Source organism: Pseudomonas sp. 58 R 12 (assembly GCF_900005865.1).
GTDB lineage: Bacteria > Pseudomonadota > Gammaproteobacteria > Pseudomonadales > Pseudomonadaceae > Aquipseudomonas > Aquipseudomonas tritici.
Genome location: NZ_CVTP01000022.1, coordinates 89,787 through 105,350, shown reverse-complemented (window position 1 = coordinate 105,350; position 15,564 = coordinate 89,787). Strand labels below are relative to the sequence as shown.

General features: G+C 59.9%; 18 protein-coding genes. 13 read left to right on the top strand and 5 right to left on the bottom strand.

What is annotated here, in order from left to right:
* The coding region (locus BFP95_RS20860) for a DUF6531 domain-containing protein (protein WP_065910635.1) at positions 1-3,483 on the bottom strand (3,483 nt) is incomplete at its 3' end.
* 253 nt (positions 3,484-3,736) lie between these two features.
* Here BFP95_RS20860 and BFP95_RS20855 point away from each other — a divergent pair.
* Positions 3,737-6,229 carry a TonB-dependent siderophore receptor gene (locus BFP95_RS20855; RefSeq protein ID WP_065881681.1) on the top strand — a complete coding sequence of 831 codons (2,493 nt, stop codon included), beginning with the start codon at positions 3,737-3,739 and terminating at the stop codon, positions 6,227-6,229.
* A 90-nt stretch (positions 6,230-6,319) separates the two neighbouring features.
* Entirely contained in the window at positions 6,320-6,649 is a 330-nt protein-coding gene (locus BFP95_RS20850) for a hypothetical protein (RefSeq protein ID WP_049713356.1), read from the top strand.
* Between the two features lie 4 nt (positions 6,650-6,653).
* Here the strand turns inward: BFP95_RS20850 and BFP95_RS20845 are convergent, their stop codons facing one another.
* The gene (locus tag BFP95_RS20845; protein WP_065910634.1) at positions 6,654-7,553 is read right to left on the bottom strand and encodes a LysR family transcriptional regulator; all 900 of its coding nucleotides are present in this window, start codon (positions 7,551-7,553) and stop codon (positions 6,654-6,656) included.
* 109 nt (positions 7,554-7,662) lie between these two features.
* Between BFP95_RS20845 and BFP95_RS20840 the strand changes: the two genes are divergently transcribed.
* The 3 genes from BFP95_RS20840 (at position 7,663) to BFP95_RS29110 (ending at position 9,531) form a co-directional block, all read left to right on the top strand.
* The gene (locus tag BFP95_RS20840) at positions 7,663-8,715 is read left to right on the top strand and encodes an AbrB family transcriptional regulator (protein WP_065910633.1); all 1,053 of its coding nucleotides are present in this window, start codon (positions 7,663-7,665) and stop codon (positions 8,713-8,715) included.
* Between the two features lie 104 nt (positions 8,716-8,819).
* Positions 8,820-9,266, top strand: a complete 447-nt coding sequence (locus BFP95_RS20835; protein WP_065876114.1) for a GNAT family N-acetyltransferase — start codon at positions 8,820-8,822, stop codon at positions 9,264-9,266.
* 4 nt (positions 9,267-9,270) lie between these two features.
* Complete coding sequence (locus tag BFP95_RS29110) at positions 9,271-9,531, top strand: hypothetical protein (RefSeq protein WP_083214001.1); 261 nt, start codon at positions 9,271-9,273, stop codon at positions 9,529-9,531.
* Positions 9,532-9,797: 266 nt separating this feature from the next.
* Here BFP95_RS29110 and BFP95_RS20830 read toward each other — a convergent pair whose 3' ends face one another.
* Entirely contained in the window at positions 9,798-10,742 is a 945-nt protein-coding gene (locus BFP95_RS20830) for a sensor domain-containing diguanylate cyclase (RefSeq protein ID WP_065876115.1), read from the bottom strand.
* Positions 10,743-10,849: 107 nt separating this feature from the next.
* On the opposite strand from BFP95_RS20830, the gene BFP95_RS29105 reads away from it, so the two are divergent.
* Positions 10,850-11,017, top strand: coding sequence for a hypothetical protein (locus BFP95_RS29105; protein WP_274611416.1), 168 nt, complete (start codon positions 10,850-10,852; stop codon positions 11,015-11,017).
* On the opposite strand, the gene BFP95_RS29825 is transcribed toward BFP95_RS29105, so the two are convergent.
* The gene (locus BFP95_RS29825) at positions 11,014-11,154 is read right to left on the bottom strand and encodes a hypothetical protein (protein ID WP_167345841.1); all 141 of its coding nucleotides are present in this window, start codon (positions 11,152-11,154) and stop codon (positions 11,014-11,016) included. The genes BFP95_RS29105 and BFP95_RS29825 overlap by 4 nt on opposite strands.
* A gap of 213 nt (positions 11,155-11,367) precedes the next feature.
* Here BFP95_RS29825 and BFP95_RS20825 point away from each other — a divergent pair, with 213 nt between their 5' ends.
* The 6 genes from BFP95_RS20825 to BFP95_RS20805 are packed head-to-tail and all read left to right on the top strand — an operon-like array spanning position 11,368 to position 14,094.
* A complete protein-coding gene (locus BFP95_RS20825; protein WP_065881675.1) occupies positions 11,368-11,679 on the top strand; it encodes a YXWGXW repeat-containing protein in 312 nt (103 codons plus the stop codon).
* A gap of 29 nt (positions 11,680-11,708) precedes the next feature.
* Positions 11,709-12,287 (top strand): RNA polymerase sigma factor, encoded by a 579-nt coding sequence (locus BFP95_RS20820; RefSeq protein WP_065876117.1) that lies wholly within the window; start codon positions 11,709-11,711, stop codon positions 12,285-12,287.
* The gene (locus tag BFP95_RS20815) at positions 12,284-12,715 is read left to right on the top strand and encodes a hypothetical protein (protein ID WP_065881674.1); all 432 of its coding nucleotides are present in this window, start codon (positions 12,284-12,286) and stop codon (positions 12,713-12,715) included. The genes BFP95_RS20820 and BFP95_RS20815 overlap by 4 nt, the downstream gene beginning before the upstream one ends.
* Positions 12,712-13,179, top strand: coding sequence for a periplasmic heavy metal sensor (locus BFP95_RS20810; RefSeq protein ID WP_065876119.1), 468 nt, complete (start codon positions 12,712-12,714; stop codon positions 13,177-13,179). Before BFP95_RS20815 ends, BFP95_RS20810 begins: the two co-directional genes overlap by 4 nt.
* On the top strand, positions 13,176-13,388 hold the full coding sequence (locus BFP95_RS29610; protein ID WP_139113260.1) for a hypothetical protein: 213 nt from the start codon (positions 13,176-13,178) through the stop codon (positions 13,386-13,388). The genes BFP95_RS20810 and BFP95_RS29610 overlap by 4 nt, the downstream gene beginning before the upstream one ends.
* Positions 13,381-14,094 (top strand): transporter substrate-binding domain-containing protein, encoded by a 714-nt coding sequence (locus BFP95_RS20805; RefSeq protein ID WP_065876120.1) that lies wholly within the window; start codon positions 13,381-13,383, stop codon positions 14,092-14,094. Before BFP95_RS29610 ends, BFP95_RS20805 begins: the two co-directional genes overlap by 8 nt.
* On the opposite strand, the gene BFP95_RS20800 is transcribed toward BFP95_RS20805, so the two are convergent.
* On the bottom strand, positions 14,080-14,442 hold the full coding sequence (locus tag BFP95_RS20800) for an NUDIX hydrolase (protein ID WP_065891244.1): 363 nt from the start codon (positions 14,440-14,442) through the stop codon (positions 14,080-14,082). The two genes, BFP95_RS20805 and BFP95_RS20800, sit on opposite strands and share 15 nt — an antisense overlap.
* 125 nt (positions 14,443-14,567) lie before the next feature.
* Between BFP95_RS20800 and BFP95_RS20795 the strand changes: the two genes are divergently transcribed.
* Positions 14,568-15,548, top strand: a complete 981-nt coding sequence (locus tag BFP95_RS20795) for a Gfo/Idh/MocA family protein (RefSeq protein ID WP_065910632.1) — start codon at positions 14,568-14,570, stop codon at positions 15,546-15,548.
* Positions 15,549-15,564 lie beyond the last annotated feature (16 nt).

Genomic DNA, 15,564 nt, shown 5'->3' with positions numbered 1-15,564 from the left:
CGGGTCGTGGCCGAAGCGTTCCTGCTCGCCTTGGGAGTGATCGGCTCGGGTCAGGCGGGCGAGGGGATCGTAGTGGTAGTGGTGTTCGCCTTTGCGGGTGTCGAGGAGGCGGGTGAGGTTGCCGGATTTGTCGTAGTCGTATTGGCGTTGGTAAAGGTAGTGTTCCTGTTGGGTGACGGCGTGGGCGTGCAGGCGTTGCTGATCGTCATAGTGGTAGTGGCTGATCAGTTGGCCTTGTTGGCGTTGCTGTTCCTGGTCGGCTTTGAACAGGTGCGAGGTGAGGGTTTCACCGTTCAAGTCGACAGTGGCTAGATGGCCGCCTTTATCGTGGTTGAAGGTGAGACGGTTGTTATCCGGCAGGCGCAGGTTTTTCAGCTGACCGCAGGCGTCATAGCCATAGCGCAACGTGCCCCAGCCTTGGTGTTCAGCGGTAAGGCGGTTTTGCGGATCGTATTCGTAGGCCAGCGCCCAGTGGCCGTCGTCGACGCTTAGGAGATTGCCCTGGCGGTCGTAGGCGTAATCGACGATGTTGCCGTCGGGCAGGGTTTTTCTTACGAGTCGTCCGGCGTGATCGCGCTCGTAGCGGGTGACTAGCTGACTGCCATCGTCGCCGTGTTCGGTCTTTTCCTGAAGGTTGCCGTTCAGGTCATAAACGTAAGCGGTGCGCTGGCCGTCAAAACCAGTTTCTTGTTGGATCAGGCCGTTGCTGTGATACTGGAACCGGTAGGTTTCGCCGACTTCGTTTTCGATCTCGGTCAGCAACAAACGAACGTTGTCGTAACGGTATTTGACCTGGGTGCCATCGGCGTTGATGCGGCGGCTGATCAGGTGCAAGCCGTCGGCATATTCGTAACGGGTGACGTGCCCCAGTTCATCGCGTTCGGAGGTGATTTTTCCGTAAGCGTTGTAGGTATATTTACGCGTGTCACCACTCGGCAAGACGATTTGGACTAGGCGCCCAGCGTTGTTCCATTCGAACTGTGTGAGCGCACCATATTCATCCTCACGCGCAACCTGCCGCCCCAGATCGTCATAGCGATAGCGCTTGATACCGCCATTCGGCAATTGCTCTTCAAGCAGTTGTCCGCGTTCATTCCAGACCAGCCGCTGACAGCTGTTATCGGGATACCAAACCCCAATCAGCTGCCCGTATTTGTTGTAGCTGTAGTCCGTGGAATTGCCGTCTGGATCGGTCTTACGCGTAACGTCGCCCTGGTCATTCCGCTCATACTTCCAAACCGCTTCACCACGCCGCACAACCCGTACGAACCCATTCTCATGCTCGTAGGAAGTGGGCTCATCATCCCCCGGAAACAACGACACCAAGCGTCCGGCTTCGTCGTACTGGTAGGCTGTGATCGCGCCGAGAGGATCCTGCTCAACCGTCAGCCGGCCTTTGTCATCGTAGGACTTGAAGTGCTCAGCACCATCCGGATCCACCCGCCGCACCAGCCGCGCTCGCTGGTCATGCACGTAGACTTCCTGGCTGCCATCGGCGTTATGAACCGTGACCTGCCCGTTGTCCTCCCACACATACCGCGTGTCCATCTGCGAAAAGCTCGCCCAGTGCCGGACACACCGCGCCGCCTTGCCAGACCTTTCCCACGCCCAAAAGAAACTCGCCCCACCGGCCAGTCCGCGCTCAAGAATGACGTGCTGTTCGTCGTACCGATAAACCTCACTTTCACCTACAGCATTGGTCGCTGAAACCAACCGCCCGACATCGTCATAGGCGTAGGAAACAACGTTCTGCTCTGTCACCCAGACAAACGGACCGTCATCCACAGCCCGCTCAACCTGGTAATCCACCGCAACAATGCGGCCCGACGCATAGCGCAAAAACAACGAGCGCCCCACACCGTTGTCCAACCGCTCAATCTGCCCCAGGTAGTTACGGGAAATACGCAGCCGGTTGTCATACGCATCGCTGATCGCTGTCAGCACACCGTCGCGGAAATGGTAGAAACGCGACGCCTGAGCCAGCACCAACTCATCAGGCAAAGACCCCAGGTAGATCGCGGCTTCGGCCAGGCTGTTGGTGATTGCGGGCCGAGAAACAGACGGCAAGGGCAGGGTAGTCGAGCGATTCTCATGATCTGTCCACACCACCGAATCACCGGAAACACTAAGCCGATGTGCTAGCGAATGACTCCAGCCAAACCCCAACCCGCAATCCACTTCCACCGCACTGGTGCGATACAACCGAGTCCACTCAAACGGCAGAATCCCGTCCAGCGCACCATCGGTCAGGGTAAGCAGTTCCTCCCCGGTAACCATCGACACCGGGCAGCCATTGGTCGCGGTCTTATCCGAAGCAGCCGCCGCATCTCCCGCGGGATTTTTCGAACCAACAGGCACATCATCGACATGCTCTGTCTGCTTCAGCACCGCGTTCTGCCGCGCCTTCCAGCGCATCTGCATCGTGCCTTGCTTCAGCCCGCCAACCACCCCGCGAACGGCCACCGCCTTATAGCGATCCACGGCCTGCATAAACTTCGTCAGAATCACCAGAAGCCCCCTGACAAAGCCCACCGCCGCCTCGAGGATCTGCGCGCCATACTTGACCAAGCGCAAACTCAAATACGCCACGCCCGCCGCAGGCAACGCGATGGTCAACACCACGCCAATCACCAGGTCAATCAGCAACGCCACCACTAACCCAGCCGCCACCTCGGCCATTTCACCGGGCGGCAACGCGTCCAGCCAGATCATCGCCGTGCGCACCAACAGGAACAGCGCCGCCTCATCACTGGCCAGCAACATTGCCTGCTCCATGACCTTGGGTGCGTCTGTGGCGATTTGCGCCAACTGGGCGGCCTGATCTCCCAGTTGCTCGACGAACTTCAGTGGGTCTTCAAGAATTGCCTGCACCCGCTTGATGCTGTCCCACACATCACGGATCGCCGCCCAACTGCCCGCCAATAGGCCGCTGCCAATTGCGCTGGCAGTAGATCGCTCCCAATGCGGCTTAAACCCGGCCCACTGCGACCGAAGCCACTGCTCCAGATCCGCCATCAACCCGGCGTAAGAGGCAAACAACGCGTCCACCTGTTCCTCGGAAACGCCGCCCTGCACCCGCACCTGATACCGCCCGCCAGCCGCGCAGTGGTGTGAGCCTTTACCTTGTTCATCCAGCAAGATCACGGTGGAACTGCCGTCATCCAGCCCCATCACCTCCACCGGGATATCGCCGATCGGCACGTCATACACCGACTCGAACAGGCTCTGAATCTTCAGCTCACCGCCCAGCGGGCACTGGGCCACGGTCGCAAAGTCCGTATCAGCCATGCTCACCGACCGCTGCGAATCCCCGACCCGCAACACCCGATCCATCCCCAGCAACGACGGCATGTCCAACCCATGGCTCACCGAATCCAGCGCACGCGAATACCAGGCACCCATCTGCTGGCGATAAATCTCCAAGCTCTGATGAAAGCCATCCAGCTCAAATTCGATAAGGGCGATGTGGGAAGCGTGGGTCATCCGTGACGGCTCGGCAAAGGGCAAGGCGTCGGAGCATGCCGCAGGAAAAAGCGCCTGGATGAACGGTTGAGAAATTCAGAAAAGGCCCACTACAACGGGGAAAAAACCGCGCAATACCAACCCCAAGAGCTACACAAAATGGCGATAAAACTGATTGCAGCAACCACTCTCAAATAAAAATCGCTCTCATCCTTGCCCGATTCCCCGACATGGCCGTCATGGTTAATAGAACCTCCATTACGCAGGATTTCCCATGTCGCGCCTTGCTCGTCCCTTGCACCCACTGACCCTGTCAGTGGCGATGGCTTTTGCCGCCGTGCCGTTGCTGACTGCCCAAACCGTCTTCGCCGAAGAAAGCAGCAGCGCCGTGCGCAGTTTCTCGATTCCTGCCGGTGACCTGAGCCAGGCGCTCAATAGCCTGGCCGAGCAGGCGGGCCTGGTGTTGGCCTTCGATGCAAGCTTGACCCGGGGCAAGCGCAGCAACGGGGTGAGCGGGCAATACGACACCGACGTGGCGCTGAACCAACTGCTCGCCGGCAGCGGCCTGCAGGCGATGAAACTCTCCGCCGATCGCTACCGCCTGGAAGCTATCCCGGATAACGGCGGGGCCATGGAGCTGCGGGCCACCACCATCAGCGGTGCGTACCAGGCCGAAAGCCCGACCGGGCCGGTGTCGGGTTATGTGGCCACGCGCAGTTTGTCGGGCACCAAGACGGATACCGCGTTGATCGAAACCCCGCAGTCGATCTCCATCGTCACCAAAGACCAGATGCGTGCGCAAAACGCCGAGAGCCTTAACCAGATCCTGCGCTACAGCGCCGCTGTCATCCCGGAAACCCGTGGCGCCACTGCGTCGCGTCTCGATCAGTTGACCATTCGCGGTTTCGCCCCGGCCACTTATCTCGATGGCTTGCGCATGCCTTCGAGCCGTGACGCCTTGCCGCAAAAGGATGCGTTTGACTTGGAACGCGTCGAAGTGCTGCGCGGCCCAGCGTCGGTGTTGTATGGGCAGGGCACGCCGAGCGGGGTGATCAACATGGTCAGCAAGCGCCCGTTGGACGCGCCGTTTCATGAAGTGGGTGTGGAATACGGCACCTTCAACAAGAAGCGCACCACCTTTGACCTCAGCGGCCCAATCGATGACCAAGGCGTTTATTCCTACCGCGTGGCAGGCCTTTTCGATGATGCCGATGGCCAGGTCGAACACACCGAGACGCGTCGCCAATCGCTCTCCAGCGCTTTCACCTGGCGCCCGGATGATGCCACCTCGCTGACCCTGCTCGGGCATTTCCAGAAGGACCCCAAAGGTGCGTCTTACGGCTCGGTGCCGGCCTGGGGCTCGGTGCTGCACAGCCCGACCGGGCGCAGCATCGATGTGGATTTCTATGATGGCGAGAAGAACTTCGAAAAAAGTGATCGCGAGTATTACTCGATTGGCTATGCCTTCGAACATCACTTCAACGATGTCTGGACCCTACGCCAGAACGCACGTTACCTGCGCGCCGAGGGCATTTACCGCAGCATCTATAACAGCAATTTGCAGGCTGATTACCGCACGTCGAACCGTTCGACCATCGCCACCGATGTCGACATGGACGCCTACACCCTGGACAACCAGGTTCAGGCCCGATTCGATACCGGGCCGTTACAGCACACGTTGTTGATGGGCCTTGATTACCAGAACACCAGCACCGACACCAAGGCGGGTTACGGCAAGGGACCGAGCCTGGATATCTTTGATCCGGTCTACGGCGCGCCCGTGGTGACGCCGGCGTTCAGCACCGATGCTACCTCGCGTAGCGAGCAGACCGGGGTCTACCTGCAGGAGCAAATGAAGTGGGATAAGTGGGTGTTGTTGCTCGGCGGTCGTTATGACTGGGCCAGTACCGATAGCACCACCAAAACCCTTGCTACGGGCGCCAAGAGTAAGTCTTCGCTGGACAGCGAGGCGTTTACCGGACGTGTAGGGCTGGTTTACCTGTTCGATAATGGCTTGGCGCCTTATGCCAGCTATGCGGAGTCGTTCAACCCGCAGTCAGGTACCGGTTATGGCGGTTCGGTGTTCAAACCGACCGAAGGCAAGCAGTATGAGATCGGCATCAAGTACCAGCCGCCGGGCAGCAACAGCTTCATTACGGCTGCCATTTTCGATCTGCGCCAAACCAATGTACCGACGCTGGACCCGAACCCGGACCATCTATGTGGTAGTGGCCGTTGCAACATTCAGGACGGCGAACAACAGTCCCGTGGCTTTGAGCTGGAAGGCAAGGCCAGCCTCAACGACAACCTGGACATTACGGCGGCGTACGCTTACCTGGATAACCGCGCGAGCAAGTCCAACAGCACGGTGCAATACGCACCGATCACTGACGGGGGCGTAGGCCCGGCGATCCCGGTCGAAGGCACCACCACCTACGGTTTACCCCGTCACACGGCCTCGGCCTGGGCGGACTACACCCTTCATGACGGCCAGCTCAAAGGATTCGGCGTGGGGGCCGGTGCACGGTATGTCGGTTCGTCCTGGGGCGATCCAGCCAACACCCTGAAAGTGCCGGGCTACACCTTGTTCGATGCGGCTGTGCACTACGACATCCCGAACATCGCCAACCCCAAGGACAATCTGCGCCTGGCCTTAAATGCCACCAACCTGGCGAATAAAGAGTATGTGGCGTCTTGCCTCTCCTACTCGTGGTGCTGGTATGGCTCGCAGCGCACCGTGCAGGCGAGCGCCACTTACCAATGGTGATGGCACTCAGTAAGGCAATTTAATGGCCCCTTTGTAACAAAATCCTCGCCAGAATCGCTTTTATTTTCAGGTGGTTAGGTGGGGATGCAAATGCGCACTGTTGGAATCATGCTGATCGCCTGCTCCCTGGCCGGTGGCGCAGCTGCCGTGCAGGCGCGGGAGCTGCGCGAGGGTGACAAGTACATGTGCAGTTGGGGCGCAGGCACCGCCGCCAGGGCTCAGGAACTCAAGTTGTCGGGGGTGTCGCTGTACGCCGCGCGGCAGAAAATCCAGACCATCAAGTTCAACAAATCCTGGATGCGCATGATGGCCATGGGCATCACGGAACAGACCTACGACAGCGGCTCACGGCTGAAACCCGAGGCAATTCGCCAGAGTTTCTATCAGGACTGCGTGCGCTACAAAGTTGCGCGCAAATGACCGCTTAGTGCGACAGCGGTGAGCTGGCATCTTCCTGGAAATACACCTTTGCCGTTTCAATAAACCGTCTATTGGCCTGTGACAGGTATTCACTGGCGCGCCAGCACAGGTTGAAGTGCATGAATTGCGCGGGTTCGAAAGACACTCCCGCGAGCCCAGGCTCCTGCTCTTGCACTGAACGCAGCAGGGTCGATACGCCCATGCCGCTGCGGGTAGCGGTAATCACCAGCGGGACAAAGTTGCTTTCCAGGGCGATGTTGAAACGCACGCGGGCGTTGCTGCAAAACGCATCCAGCAAATGGCGTTGCAGGAAGGTGTTTTCGAAGACCAGCATGGGTTCGTCTTGCAACCGCGCAGCCGGGATAGATGAAGCGGCCGCCAGCGGATGCTGCTCATGCATGCACAACACCATCTCGTCGCTGCCGAGCAGCACTGACTCCCATTCCGGGTCGACCCGCCGCGACTCCAGCAGCGCCACGTCAATATCCCGCGTGGCCAGGCGCTCGCTGATGTCATCGGCACTGCCTTCCACCACATGCATCGCAATGCCGGGGTAGCGCGCGCGAAATTGCATCAGCAGTTCGGGGATGTGGCGGATGCCATACATCGGCGGCACACCGACGCGGATTTCACCGCTGTGCAGTTGCGTCAGGTCCTGCAGCTCACGGCGTGCACCGGCCAGCCCCTCCAGGCAGGCTTCGGCGCGCGTCAGGAACAACTGGCCTTCAGCGGTCACGCTGATTTGTCGCGTGGCGCGGTTAAACAGCGCCACGCCCAATTCTTCCTCGAGTCGGCCAACGGCCATGCTCAGTGCCGGTTGCGCCACATGCAGCGCCTGCGCCGCCTTTGTGAAGCTGCCTTGGCGGGCGATCTCTACGCAGTACTCCAGCGCTTTCAGGTTCATACGGGCTCGCATAACAAAGAGTGATGACTGGTTTCACAAATGGATATTTTCTGTGATGCGAACGAGTCTATAACCTGTCGGCATTCTTCTCCATGCCGAGTGCTTCCTGATGCCCAATCTTCGCCAATACTGGCTTGTAACCCTGATCGTCGGCGCCTTGGGCGGCAGCCTTGCGAATTGGGCGGGGTGGCCGTTGCCTTGGGTGATTGGCTCGTTGGTCGCGGTGATGTTGACTCGCTGCGCCGGCAGCCTCGTACCGGAAATCCCCCATGGTCGCCAAGTCGGGCAGCTCATCGTGGCGGTTGCCATTGGCTGTCATTTCACATTGCCAGTGATGCAACAGGTGGCGGCCCATCTCGGGCTGATTCTCTTTGCAGTGTTACTGACGCTGGTGTTGGCGTTGTGTTCGGTGCTGGTCCTGCATCGCTGGGGCGTGCCCTTCGGCACCGCGTTCTTTGCCTTGATGCCAGCCAACTCCAGCGAGATGGTGCACCTGGGCCGACAACGCCAGGCGGACACCAGTTTTATCGCCGCCGCCCACAGCATTCGCCTGCTGCTGATCCTGTTGACGGTGCCTGCGGTCGCAACCTTTGGCATGCCGCAGGTCGTGGCCCATGCCCCGTTGCCGGTGATCTGGCCGTGGCTGATTTTCATCCTGGCGATGGGCTGGCTCGCGGCGCTGGGTTTCAAACACTGCAAGCTGCCCAATCCCTGGACGTTCGGGCCGTTCCTGATCTGCGCGGTGGGGGTGGGCTGCAATAACTTGTCGATGAGCATGCCGGGCTGGCTGAGTGGCTGCGGCCAGTTGTTGATCGGCTGTGCATTGGGCGTTGCGTTTGACCACAGCTTCTTGCGCCGCGCCCCAGGACTACTAAGCAAGGTGCTGCTGCTGTTGACGGGCTCGGTGATCACCACGGCGATAGCCGCATGGGCGCTCGGCGCCGGCTTGGGCATGCCATGGCTGTCGCTTGCCCTGGGCATGATGCCTGGCAGTGCGCCGGAAATGAGCCTCACCGCCGAGGCCTTGGGCCTGGCGGTGACACTGGTGACAGCGATGCAGGTGATCCGCATGTTGGTGATCCAGGCGGCGTGCCTGCCGCTGTTTCGCCTGCTGGACCAGACCGCGCCGGTCCAAGCACCGGCCAGTGCAAACGCCGCGTAAGCCTGGCCAACTTCGTCCTCGCACCTGTAGGGCGCTTTACAAATCCACGACATTCACTGTGTTTCTATTTGCATACAATTGCGTCCTCTATCAGGGAGGCCAGTATGCAAACGCTAATCCGCACGGCGACGCAGGACGATATCGACACGCTGTTCAGCATCCGCACGTCGGTGGTGCAGAACCATTTGAGTGTCGAACAGATGGCTGAGTTGGGCATCACGCCGCAGGTGCTGGCTTCGAGCATCGAAGCAGCGCCCTGCGTGTGGGTCGCTGAAGTGGATGGCCGCGCCGTTGCCTTTGCCATGGTCGACCTGGCCGAAGGCGAGGTATTTGCGCTGTTCGTACGGCCCACTCACGAAAACCTGGGCCTGGGCCGTCAACTGATGGCGGTCGCCGAAGCCGCGCTGTTTGAACACCATGACCGACTGTATCTGATCACCGATGGCCGCGACGAAATACGCGCCAACGGTTTTTATCAGCGGCTGGGTTGGGTCGTGGTCGGCCAGGTCGACGGCGATGATGTGCGATACGAGAAGAGCAGGGCGCAGTAGTCTCATGAACGCGCCCGAGCCTTCGTCTTCTAACAGCGTGCGCTACTTCGTGCTCGGAGTGCTCTGCGTTGCAGTAGTGCTGGGGATTTATTTTGTCCAGCTCAACGCCCAGGTTGACCGCGAGCGGGAAGCCGCCAACGAGCGCTTGGCACTCTGTCGGCAGGTGGAAAGTATCGCGCGTTCATTACTGCCTAATAGCCTTGATACACGCGAGACATGTGAGCCGTTGAACGGGCGTATGTCGAAAAGTGCGACGCTGCCTTAATTCAATAACCCTTTTTTATAAGTGGAAATTTGGGTGGTACTTGCACCAAAAAGTGGCACTCATAGCGTCCGCCACCTTAAAAAATGTGTGGTTATTGAATGACTTACAGCGCTTTTAATCCGACGAAAGGATTAAAATAATCTTGTTACAGCTTTTTACAGTCGTTACTATAGCCGGGCGTTCACCTCCCACGGTTTATGCATTTTTAAATCCCAAGTTTCCATCAGCTACTTGGGATTTTTTTTGCCTGCAATTTGACCTCAACGTCAAACTTCACCGGTGGCGAACTCTGCACGCATCCGCCCGTTGCGTTTGGCCTGGTACAGCAACTTATCGACCTTTTCGACAAACTCCAGCATCGGGCTATCGGGTTTTACGATGTGCGTGCCGACGCCCAGGCTCAAGGTCAACAGATTCGATACCGCCGAAAAACCATGTTCGATCTGCTGCTGGCGAATCAGGTGCAGGCAGCGTTGCGCCACTTGCCTGGCCGACGCTGCATCGGTTTCCGGCAGCAACCATACAAACTCTTCGCCGCCGATACGCGCAATGAAATCCCGTGGCCGGTTGGCCGCCTGTGACAGGGTGCGCGCGACTTGGCGCAGGCATTCGTCGCCCTTGATATGGCCATAGTGGTCGTTGTACTGCTTGAAAAAATCGATATCCAGGATGATCAGCGACAGTGGCAACTGGCTGCGCTGGGCGCTGGCCCATTCCCGTTCCAGCACCGTGTCGAACATGCGACGGTTAGCGATGCCGGTCAGTCCATCCTGATAGGAATATTCCTCAAGTTGTTTTTGCAGGCGCACCAAGTGTTCTTCGGTCTTCTTGCGCTCGCTGATATCGAACATAAAGCCGATCAGCGCGTCGACTTCGCCGTCCTTGCGCACCACGTGCACCACGTCGCGAATCCACACGTAGTCGCCATTCGCGGTCAGCGCCCGGTAATCCGCCTCGTGGTCGACGCCTGCGCGGGATTGCGACACGCAGAAATTCACCACGTATTCACGGTCGTCCGGGTGCATGCGTTCGACCCAATCGTCCACGCTGACCCAGCTTTGCGGGGTCCAGCCGAGCAGGGTCTCGATCTGCGGGCCGATATAACTGAAGGTCATGCTCTGCCAATCAATGCGCCAGGGGATGGCCTTGGTCGACTCCAATAACGTCTTGTACACATCGCTGTCGGGCTGGCTGGGAGGGTCGATACTCATGGGGGCTTGGCTCAGAGTGATGGCGAAAGGCCAAGAGCCTCTTGTGATCGACGCGTGGAGTCAAGTGCCCTCCGAAACAGCAGACGAGAGGTTGCAGGCAGGGGTTTTTGACGTCAGCGAATCGACATCTTCGAACGGTGTCCGGCCGGGTCGACCTGCTGCTGACCGGCGTGTCCCCCGAGGGTTTGGACAGCATCCGTTCCATCTCAAACCTGATTGTCGAGTTGCGCACCGAGATCAAGGCCGGGCGCCGTGGGTTTGCGGGAGTAGGCTAGCCGTTGACGGTGTGGGTCGGTGTATCGAGCGCGCCGTAATAGCGCCAGCAACAATGGCGGTGTTCCGGCAGGATCACGCAGCCGCTGAGGCTGACGATCAGCAACGCGGCAACCAGCATGGAAAGTCGACGGTACATGGTGTGTCCTCTTGGGTTGATAGGCGTTAATCCTTCAACGCTGCCAGCGGCGTAAATCCGTCGCGAAGCTTTCAAACATTTCATCAAGCGCCGCCATCCCCCGGGCAATACTGCCTGCGCAAATAACCTGCACATTCTGCGACGGATTTTTTTGCACCCACCGTTCAACCCATCAGCAACCCGCACTTTCGCGCGTTGAATGAAGGAGTTGCCATGAGACCCCTGGCCAAATTGCGTTTTGCCTTGCTTGCTCCGCTGGCGCTCGCCGCGTTTGTCAGCACCCCCACTTTTGCCCAGACCGAAATCATCATCCGCCAGGCGCCGCCGCCGGAGCGCGTGGAAATGATCCCCGTGGAGCGCCCGGGTTACGTCTGGGACCGTGGACACTGGCGCTGGGAGGGACGCGGCTACGCTTGGAAGCCCGGCCACTGGCAGGCTGTGATGCGCAATGCGCGCTGGGAACCTGGCCATTGGGAAGCCCACGGCCCCAATTGGTACTGGCGTGAGGGGCATTGGATCCGCTGAATCAGCCACCCGGACTGAGAGTTGCCCGATTGAAAGACACTGATCCGGATGTTGAACTGCTGGCACGCATCGGCAACAACGAACCCGCGGCCGTCAACGAAATGGTGACGCGCAAACTGCCGCGTCTGCTGGCGCTTGCCAGCCGGATCCTGGGGGATGCCGACGAAGCCAGGGACGTGGCCCAGGAAAGTTTCCTGCGCATCTGGCGCCAGGCGGCGAGTTGGCGCAGTGGCGAAGCGCGCTTCGACACCTGGTTGCATCGGGTCGCGCTGAACCTTTGCCATGACCGCCTGCGCCGGCGCAAGGAGCGCCCTCTGAGCGACGCGCAAGCGCTGGAGCTGGCCGACAGCGCACCGTCCTTGGATGAACAGTTGGAGACCGCCGACCGCAGCGAATGCATGGCCGCCGCCTTGGCGGCATTGCCCGAACGCCAGCGCGAAGCCATTGTGTTGCAGTACTACCAGGAGCTGTCGAACATCGACGCCGCGGCCCTGATGAATATCAGCGTCGAGGCACTGGAGAGCCTGCTGTCGCGGGCCCGACGTCAGTTGCGCAGCAGCCTTGCCGACACACCCGGGCTTGCCCGCCCAGGAAGGGGAAAGACATGACACCCGAACGATTTGCGTATCTGGCCGACGCCTATGGGGCCGATTTAAAGCGCTGGCCTCTGGCGGAGCAAGGCGCAGCGCAGGCACTGCTTGAAAGTGCTCATCCCAGTGCCCGCGAGGCCTTGGAGGAGGCTGGTTGGCTCGACGTCCAGCTGAACAGCTATCTACTGGCGCTCACCGACCCGGCGCTGGCGAGGCAGATCCGCGAGTCTGCGCCGCGCCGCAGGTCGTTCTGGTCGCGCTACGCCAACTGGTTATCGCCGGCGGGCCTGGTGGGCGTGGGCATTGCCGGCATCGTTACCGGGATACTGGTAGCGTCGATGAGCGTGCCGCTGCCCATGTTGTCATCCGAAGTGTTGCCCAGTGTCTTCGATCAGGGCGATGCGCAAGTGATCTTTACCGTCAACGCCGAGGAAACCGAGCAATGACCGCTAAATCCCTGAAACCGTGGTTGCTTGTCTCGGTATTGCTCAATGTATTTTTGATCGGCGGCGTGGGCGGAGGCCTCTACCATTGGAGGGTCAACGCCAAGCCCGCCGTAGCGATGGTCAACCAGCACGGCCTGCGCCAGGCCATGGTCAACTTGCCGCCGGAGCGGCGCAGGGAGTTGCGTCAGCTGTTGCGCCGTAACAGCGCTGACAGCCAGCCGCTGGTCATGGCTGGCCGTGAGGCGCGGCTCGGGGTGATCAAGCAGTTGGAAGCGCCGGCGTTGGACCGGGATGTGCTGGTGACTGAATTGGCCAAGGCGCGTGAGGCGGATATGGCGCTGCGGGCGTTGGTGGATACGACATTGGCGCAGTTTGCCAGTACGTTGCCTCGGGAAGAGCGGCAGACGTTGGTGGAGGCGTTGTATGTGCGCGGGCAGATGACCGGGAAAAAGCCTCGGTCTTGAGCATTGGTCTTGGCGACACCAAGGATCAAAATGTGGGAGTTGTCGAGCGCCAGCGAGGCTACGATGGCATCGCCGCGCAGCAACTGCCAGACCACAACACCCGCATCGCAGAGCACGTTCAACTTGCTTCCTTTAGCGGTTCGCGGTTATTACCTGAGCCGCATGGCAACCCTCTAAAACCTGATTCGCAAGGACCGCTCAATGATTGACCCCCAGGTACTGCAACAACTGGCCCCCAATGGCGTGCTGCGCGCCGCCATCAACTTCGGCAACCCGGTGCTGGCGCAACGCGGTGCGGACGGTGAACCCCTGGGCGTGTCCGTGGCACTGGCCAAGGCGCTCGCCGATGAAGTGGGTGTCGAGTTGGAGCTGATCACCTTCGAGTCGGCGGGCAAGGTGTTTGCCGCATTGGCTGAGGATGTGTGGCGTGTGGCGTTCCTGGCCATCGAGCCGGTGCGTGAGCAAGAGATTGCCTTCAGCGCGCCGTACGTGGCAATCAAGGGCACCTACCTGGTGGCGAAGGACTCACCCTTCACGCAGGTTGCGCAATTGGATGCGCCGGGTCGACGTATCGCCGTCGGCCAGGGTGCGGCCTATGACCTGTATTTGAGCCGCACGGTCCAGCATGCCGAACTGGTCCGGGCACCCACCTCATCTGCGGCGGTAGACGTGTGTATCGAGCAAGGCCTGGACGCAGCGGCGGGCGTACGGGATTTCCTGCAAACCAGGGTTAACGAGCAGTGGCGGCTGGTAGAGGATGACTTCATGACCATCCGCCAGGCCATGGCAGTACCGATTGCGCACGCAGCCGCTGCCGCGTTCGTCAGATCCTTTGTCGAACGGCAAAAAGAGAATGGCAGGGTGAAGCGAGGATTGGTCGCCAGCGGGCAGAGCGCTGAACTACAGGCGACGTAGGAAGGATTTAACGATGTGCCGGGTGGCGTCGGTGGTGTCGAGTTCTTCCATCGCGCCGTAGGGATGCCACTGGCAATCGATTATTTCGTTGCTAGGTTTTGCATCGGCGATGTTCACAACGGATGCTTCGAAAACGTGGTGAACGGTGTCGCGGGCTTTCAGCTCCTGCAAGTAGAGCAAGCCGTCCACGTTCAATCCGGTTTCTTCTTGCAGCTCGCGTTCGGCGGCGCCGACCGGGCGCTCGTTGCGTTCTACCTTGCCGCCCGGCAAGGCCCATTTTGATCTGGCCTTACGCACGAAGAGGATATGCCCCTCGTGTTCGCAGATGACCGTGGCGCGTATTTTCATCGTTTAGCCCCGCAGCGCAATGAATGTCATAAAAGTGTAATGCAATTGTCATGCTAAGTGGTTATGGCGCTGACGTGTGGGGATGTGGATACTGCCCGATTGATCAAAACGGACGAGGAGAGCAGATGAGCACCGTACGCTGGGGCATGATCGGCTGTGGCAGTGTCACTGAATTGAAGAGTGGACCGGCTTTCTACAAAGCGCCAGGTTCTGCGCTGGTGGCCGTGATGGGGCGCCGTGAAGCTGCTGTGCGTGATTATGCGGCACGCCACGGTATTGCACGCTTTTATACCGACGCCCAGGCACTGATCAACGACCCCGACGTTGACGCGGTCTACATCGCCACGCCGCCCGACAGCCACCTCGAATACAGCCTGATGGTGGCCGCAGCCGGCAAACATTGCTGCGTCGAGAAGCCCATGTCGCTGAATGCCGAGCAGAGCGCATTGATGCAGCGCACCTTCGAACGCGCCGGTTTGCATCTGTTTGTCTCCTACTACCGCCGCTCGCTGCCGCGCTTCCAGCAAGTGCGTGACTGGCTGCGGGACGGACGCATCGGTGAGCTGCGTCACCTGAGCTGGACCTTGTGCAAACCTGCGGGGGCCGACGACGCCAGCGCCGCCAACTGGCGTACCGACCCGACGATTGCCGGTGGCGGCTATTTCGCCGACCTGGCCAGCCATGGCTTCGACCTGTTCCAGTACCTGGCCGGGGACATCATCGAAGTCTCGGGCTTCACCGCGCGCCAGGCCGGGCGCTATGCGGCCGAGGATGCAGTGACGGCGTGCTGGACCTTCAGCTCCGGCGCGCTGGGCATGGGCTGCTGGAACTTCGTCGCGGACCGGCGTGAAGATGTGGTCGAGATGATCGGCAGTCGTGGGCGCATCCGGTTCTCGGTGTTCGAGGACCAGCCCCTGCACCTTGAGGGCGAGACCCATGAGGTGCTGGAAATACCCTGCCACGCGCATATCCAGTGGCATCACGTATTGGCCATGAATGCGCATATCCGTGGCGAAGCCGAGCATCCGTCATTGGCCATCGAAGCGTTGAAGACCGATCGGATCCTGGACAAGGTGCTACAACGTAACCCTCATCATCCTGGGTAGTCGCGATAGGGTTTTC

Coding starts and splice junctions, on each gene's coding strand:
- BFP95_RS20815 (WP_065881674.1), top strand. CDS start 12,284: ATGACACCCGAACGATTTGCGTATCTGGCCGACGCCTATGGGGCCGAT.
- BFP95_RS20835 (WP_065876114.1), top strand. CDS start 8,820: ATGCAAACGCTAATCCGCACGGCGACGCAGGACGATATCGACACGCTG.
- BFP95_RS20840 (WP_065910633.1), top strand. CDS start 7,663: ATGCCCAATCTTCGCCAATACTGGCTTGTAACCCTGATCGTCGGCGCC.
- BFP95_RS20800 (WP_065891244.1), bottom strand. CDS start 14,442: ATGAAAATACGCGCCACGGTCATCTGCGAACACGAGGGGCATATCCTC.
- BFP95_RS20810 (WP_065876119.1), top strand. CDS start 12,712: ATGACCGCTAAATCCCTGAAACCGTGGTTGCTTGTCTCGGTATTGCTC.
- BFP95_RS29825 (WP_167345841.1), bottom strand. CDS start 11,154: ATGTACCGTCGACTTTCCATGCTGGTTGCCGCGTTGCTGATCGTCAGC.
- BFP95_RS20825 (WP_065881675.1), top strand. CDS start 11,368: ATGAGACCCCTGGCCAAATTGCGTTTTGCCTTGCTTGCTCCGCTGGCG.
- BFP95_RS20855 (WP_065881681.1), top strand. CDS start 3,737: ATGTCGCGCCTTGCTCGTCCCTTGCACCCACTGACCCTGTCAGTGGCG.
- BFP95_RS20805 (WP_065876120.1), top strand. CDS start 13,381: ATGATTGACCCCCAGGTACTGCAACAACTGGCCCCCAATGGCGTGCTG.
- BFP95_RS20845 (WP_065910634.1), bottom strand. CDS start 7,553: ATGAACCTGAAAGCGCTGGAGTACTGCGTAGAGATCGCCCGCCAAGGC.
- BFP95_RS29110 (WP_083214001.1), top strand. CDS start 9,271: ATGAACGCGCCCGAGCCTTCGTCTTCTAACAGCGTGCGCTACTTCGTG.
- BFP95_RS20795 (WP_065910632.1), top strand. CDS start 14,568: ATGAGCACCGTACGCTGGGGCATGATCGGCTGTGGCAGTGTCACTGAA.
- BFP95_RS20830 (WP_065876115.1), bottom strand. CDS start 10,742: ATGAGTATCGACCCTCCCAGCCAGCCCGACAGCGATGTGTACAAGACG.
- BFP95_RS20850 (WP_049713356.1), top strand. CDS start 6,320: ATGCGCACTGTTGGAATCATGCTGATCGCCTGCTCCCTGGCCGGTGGC.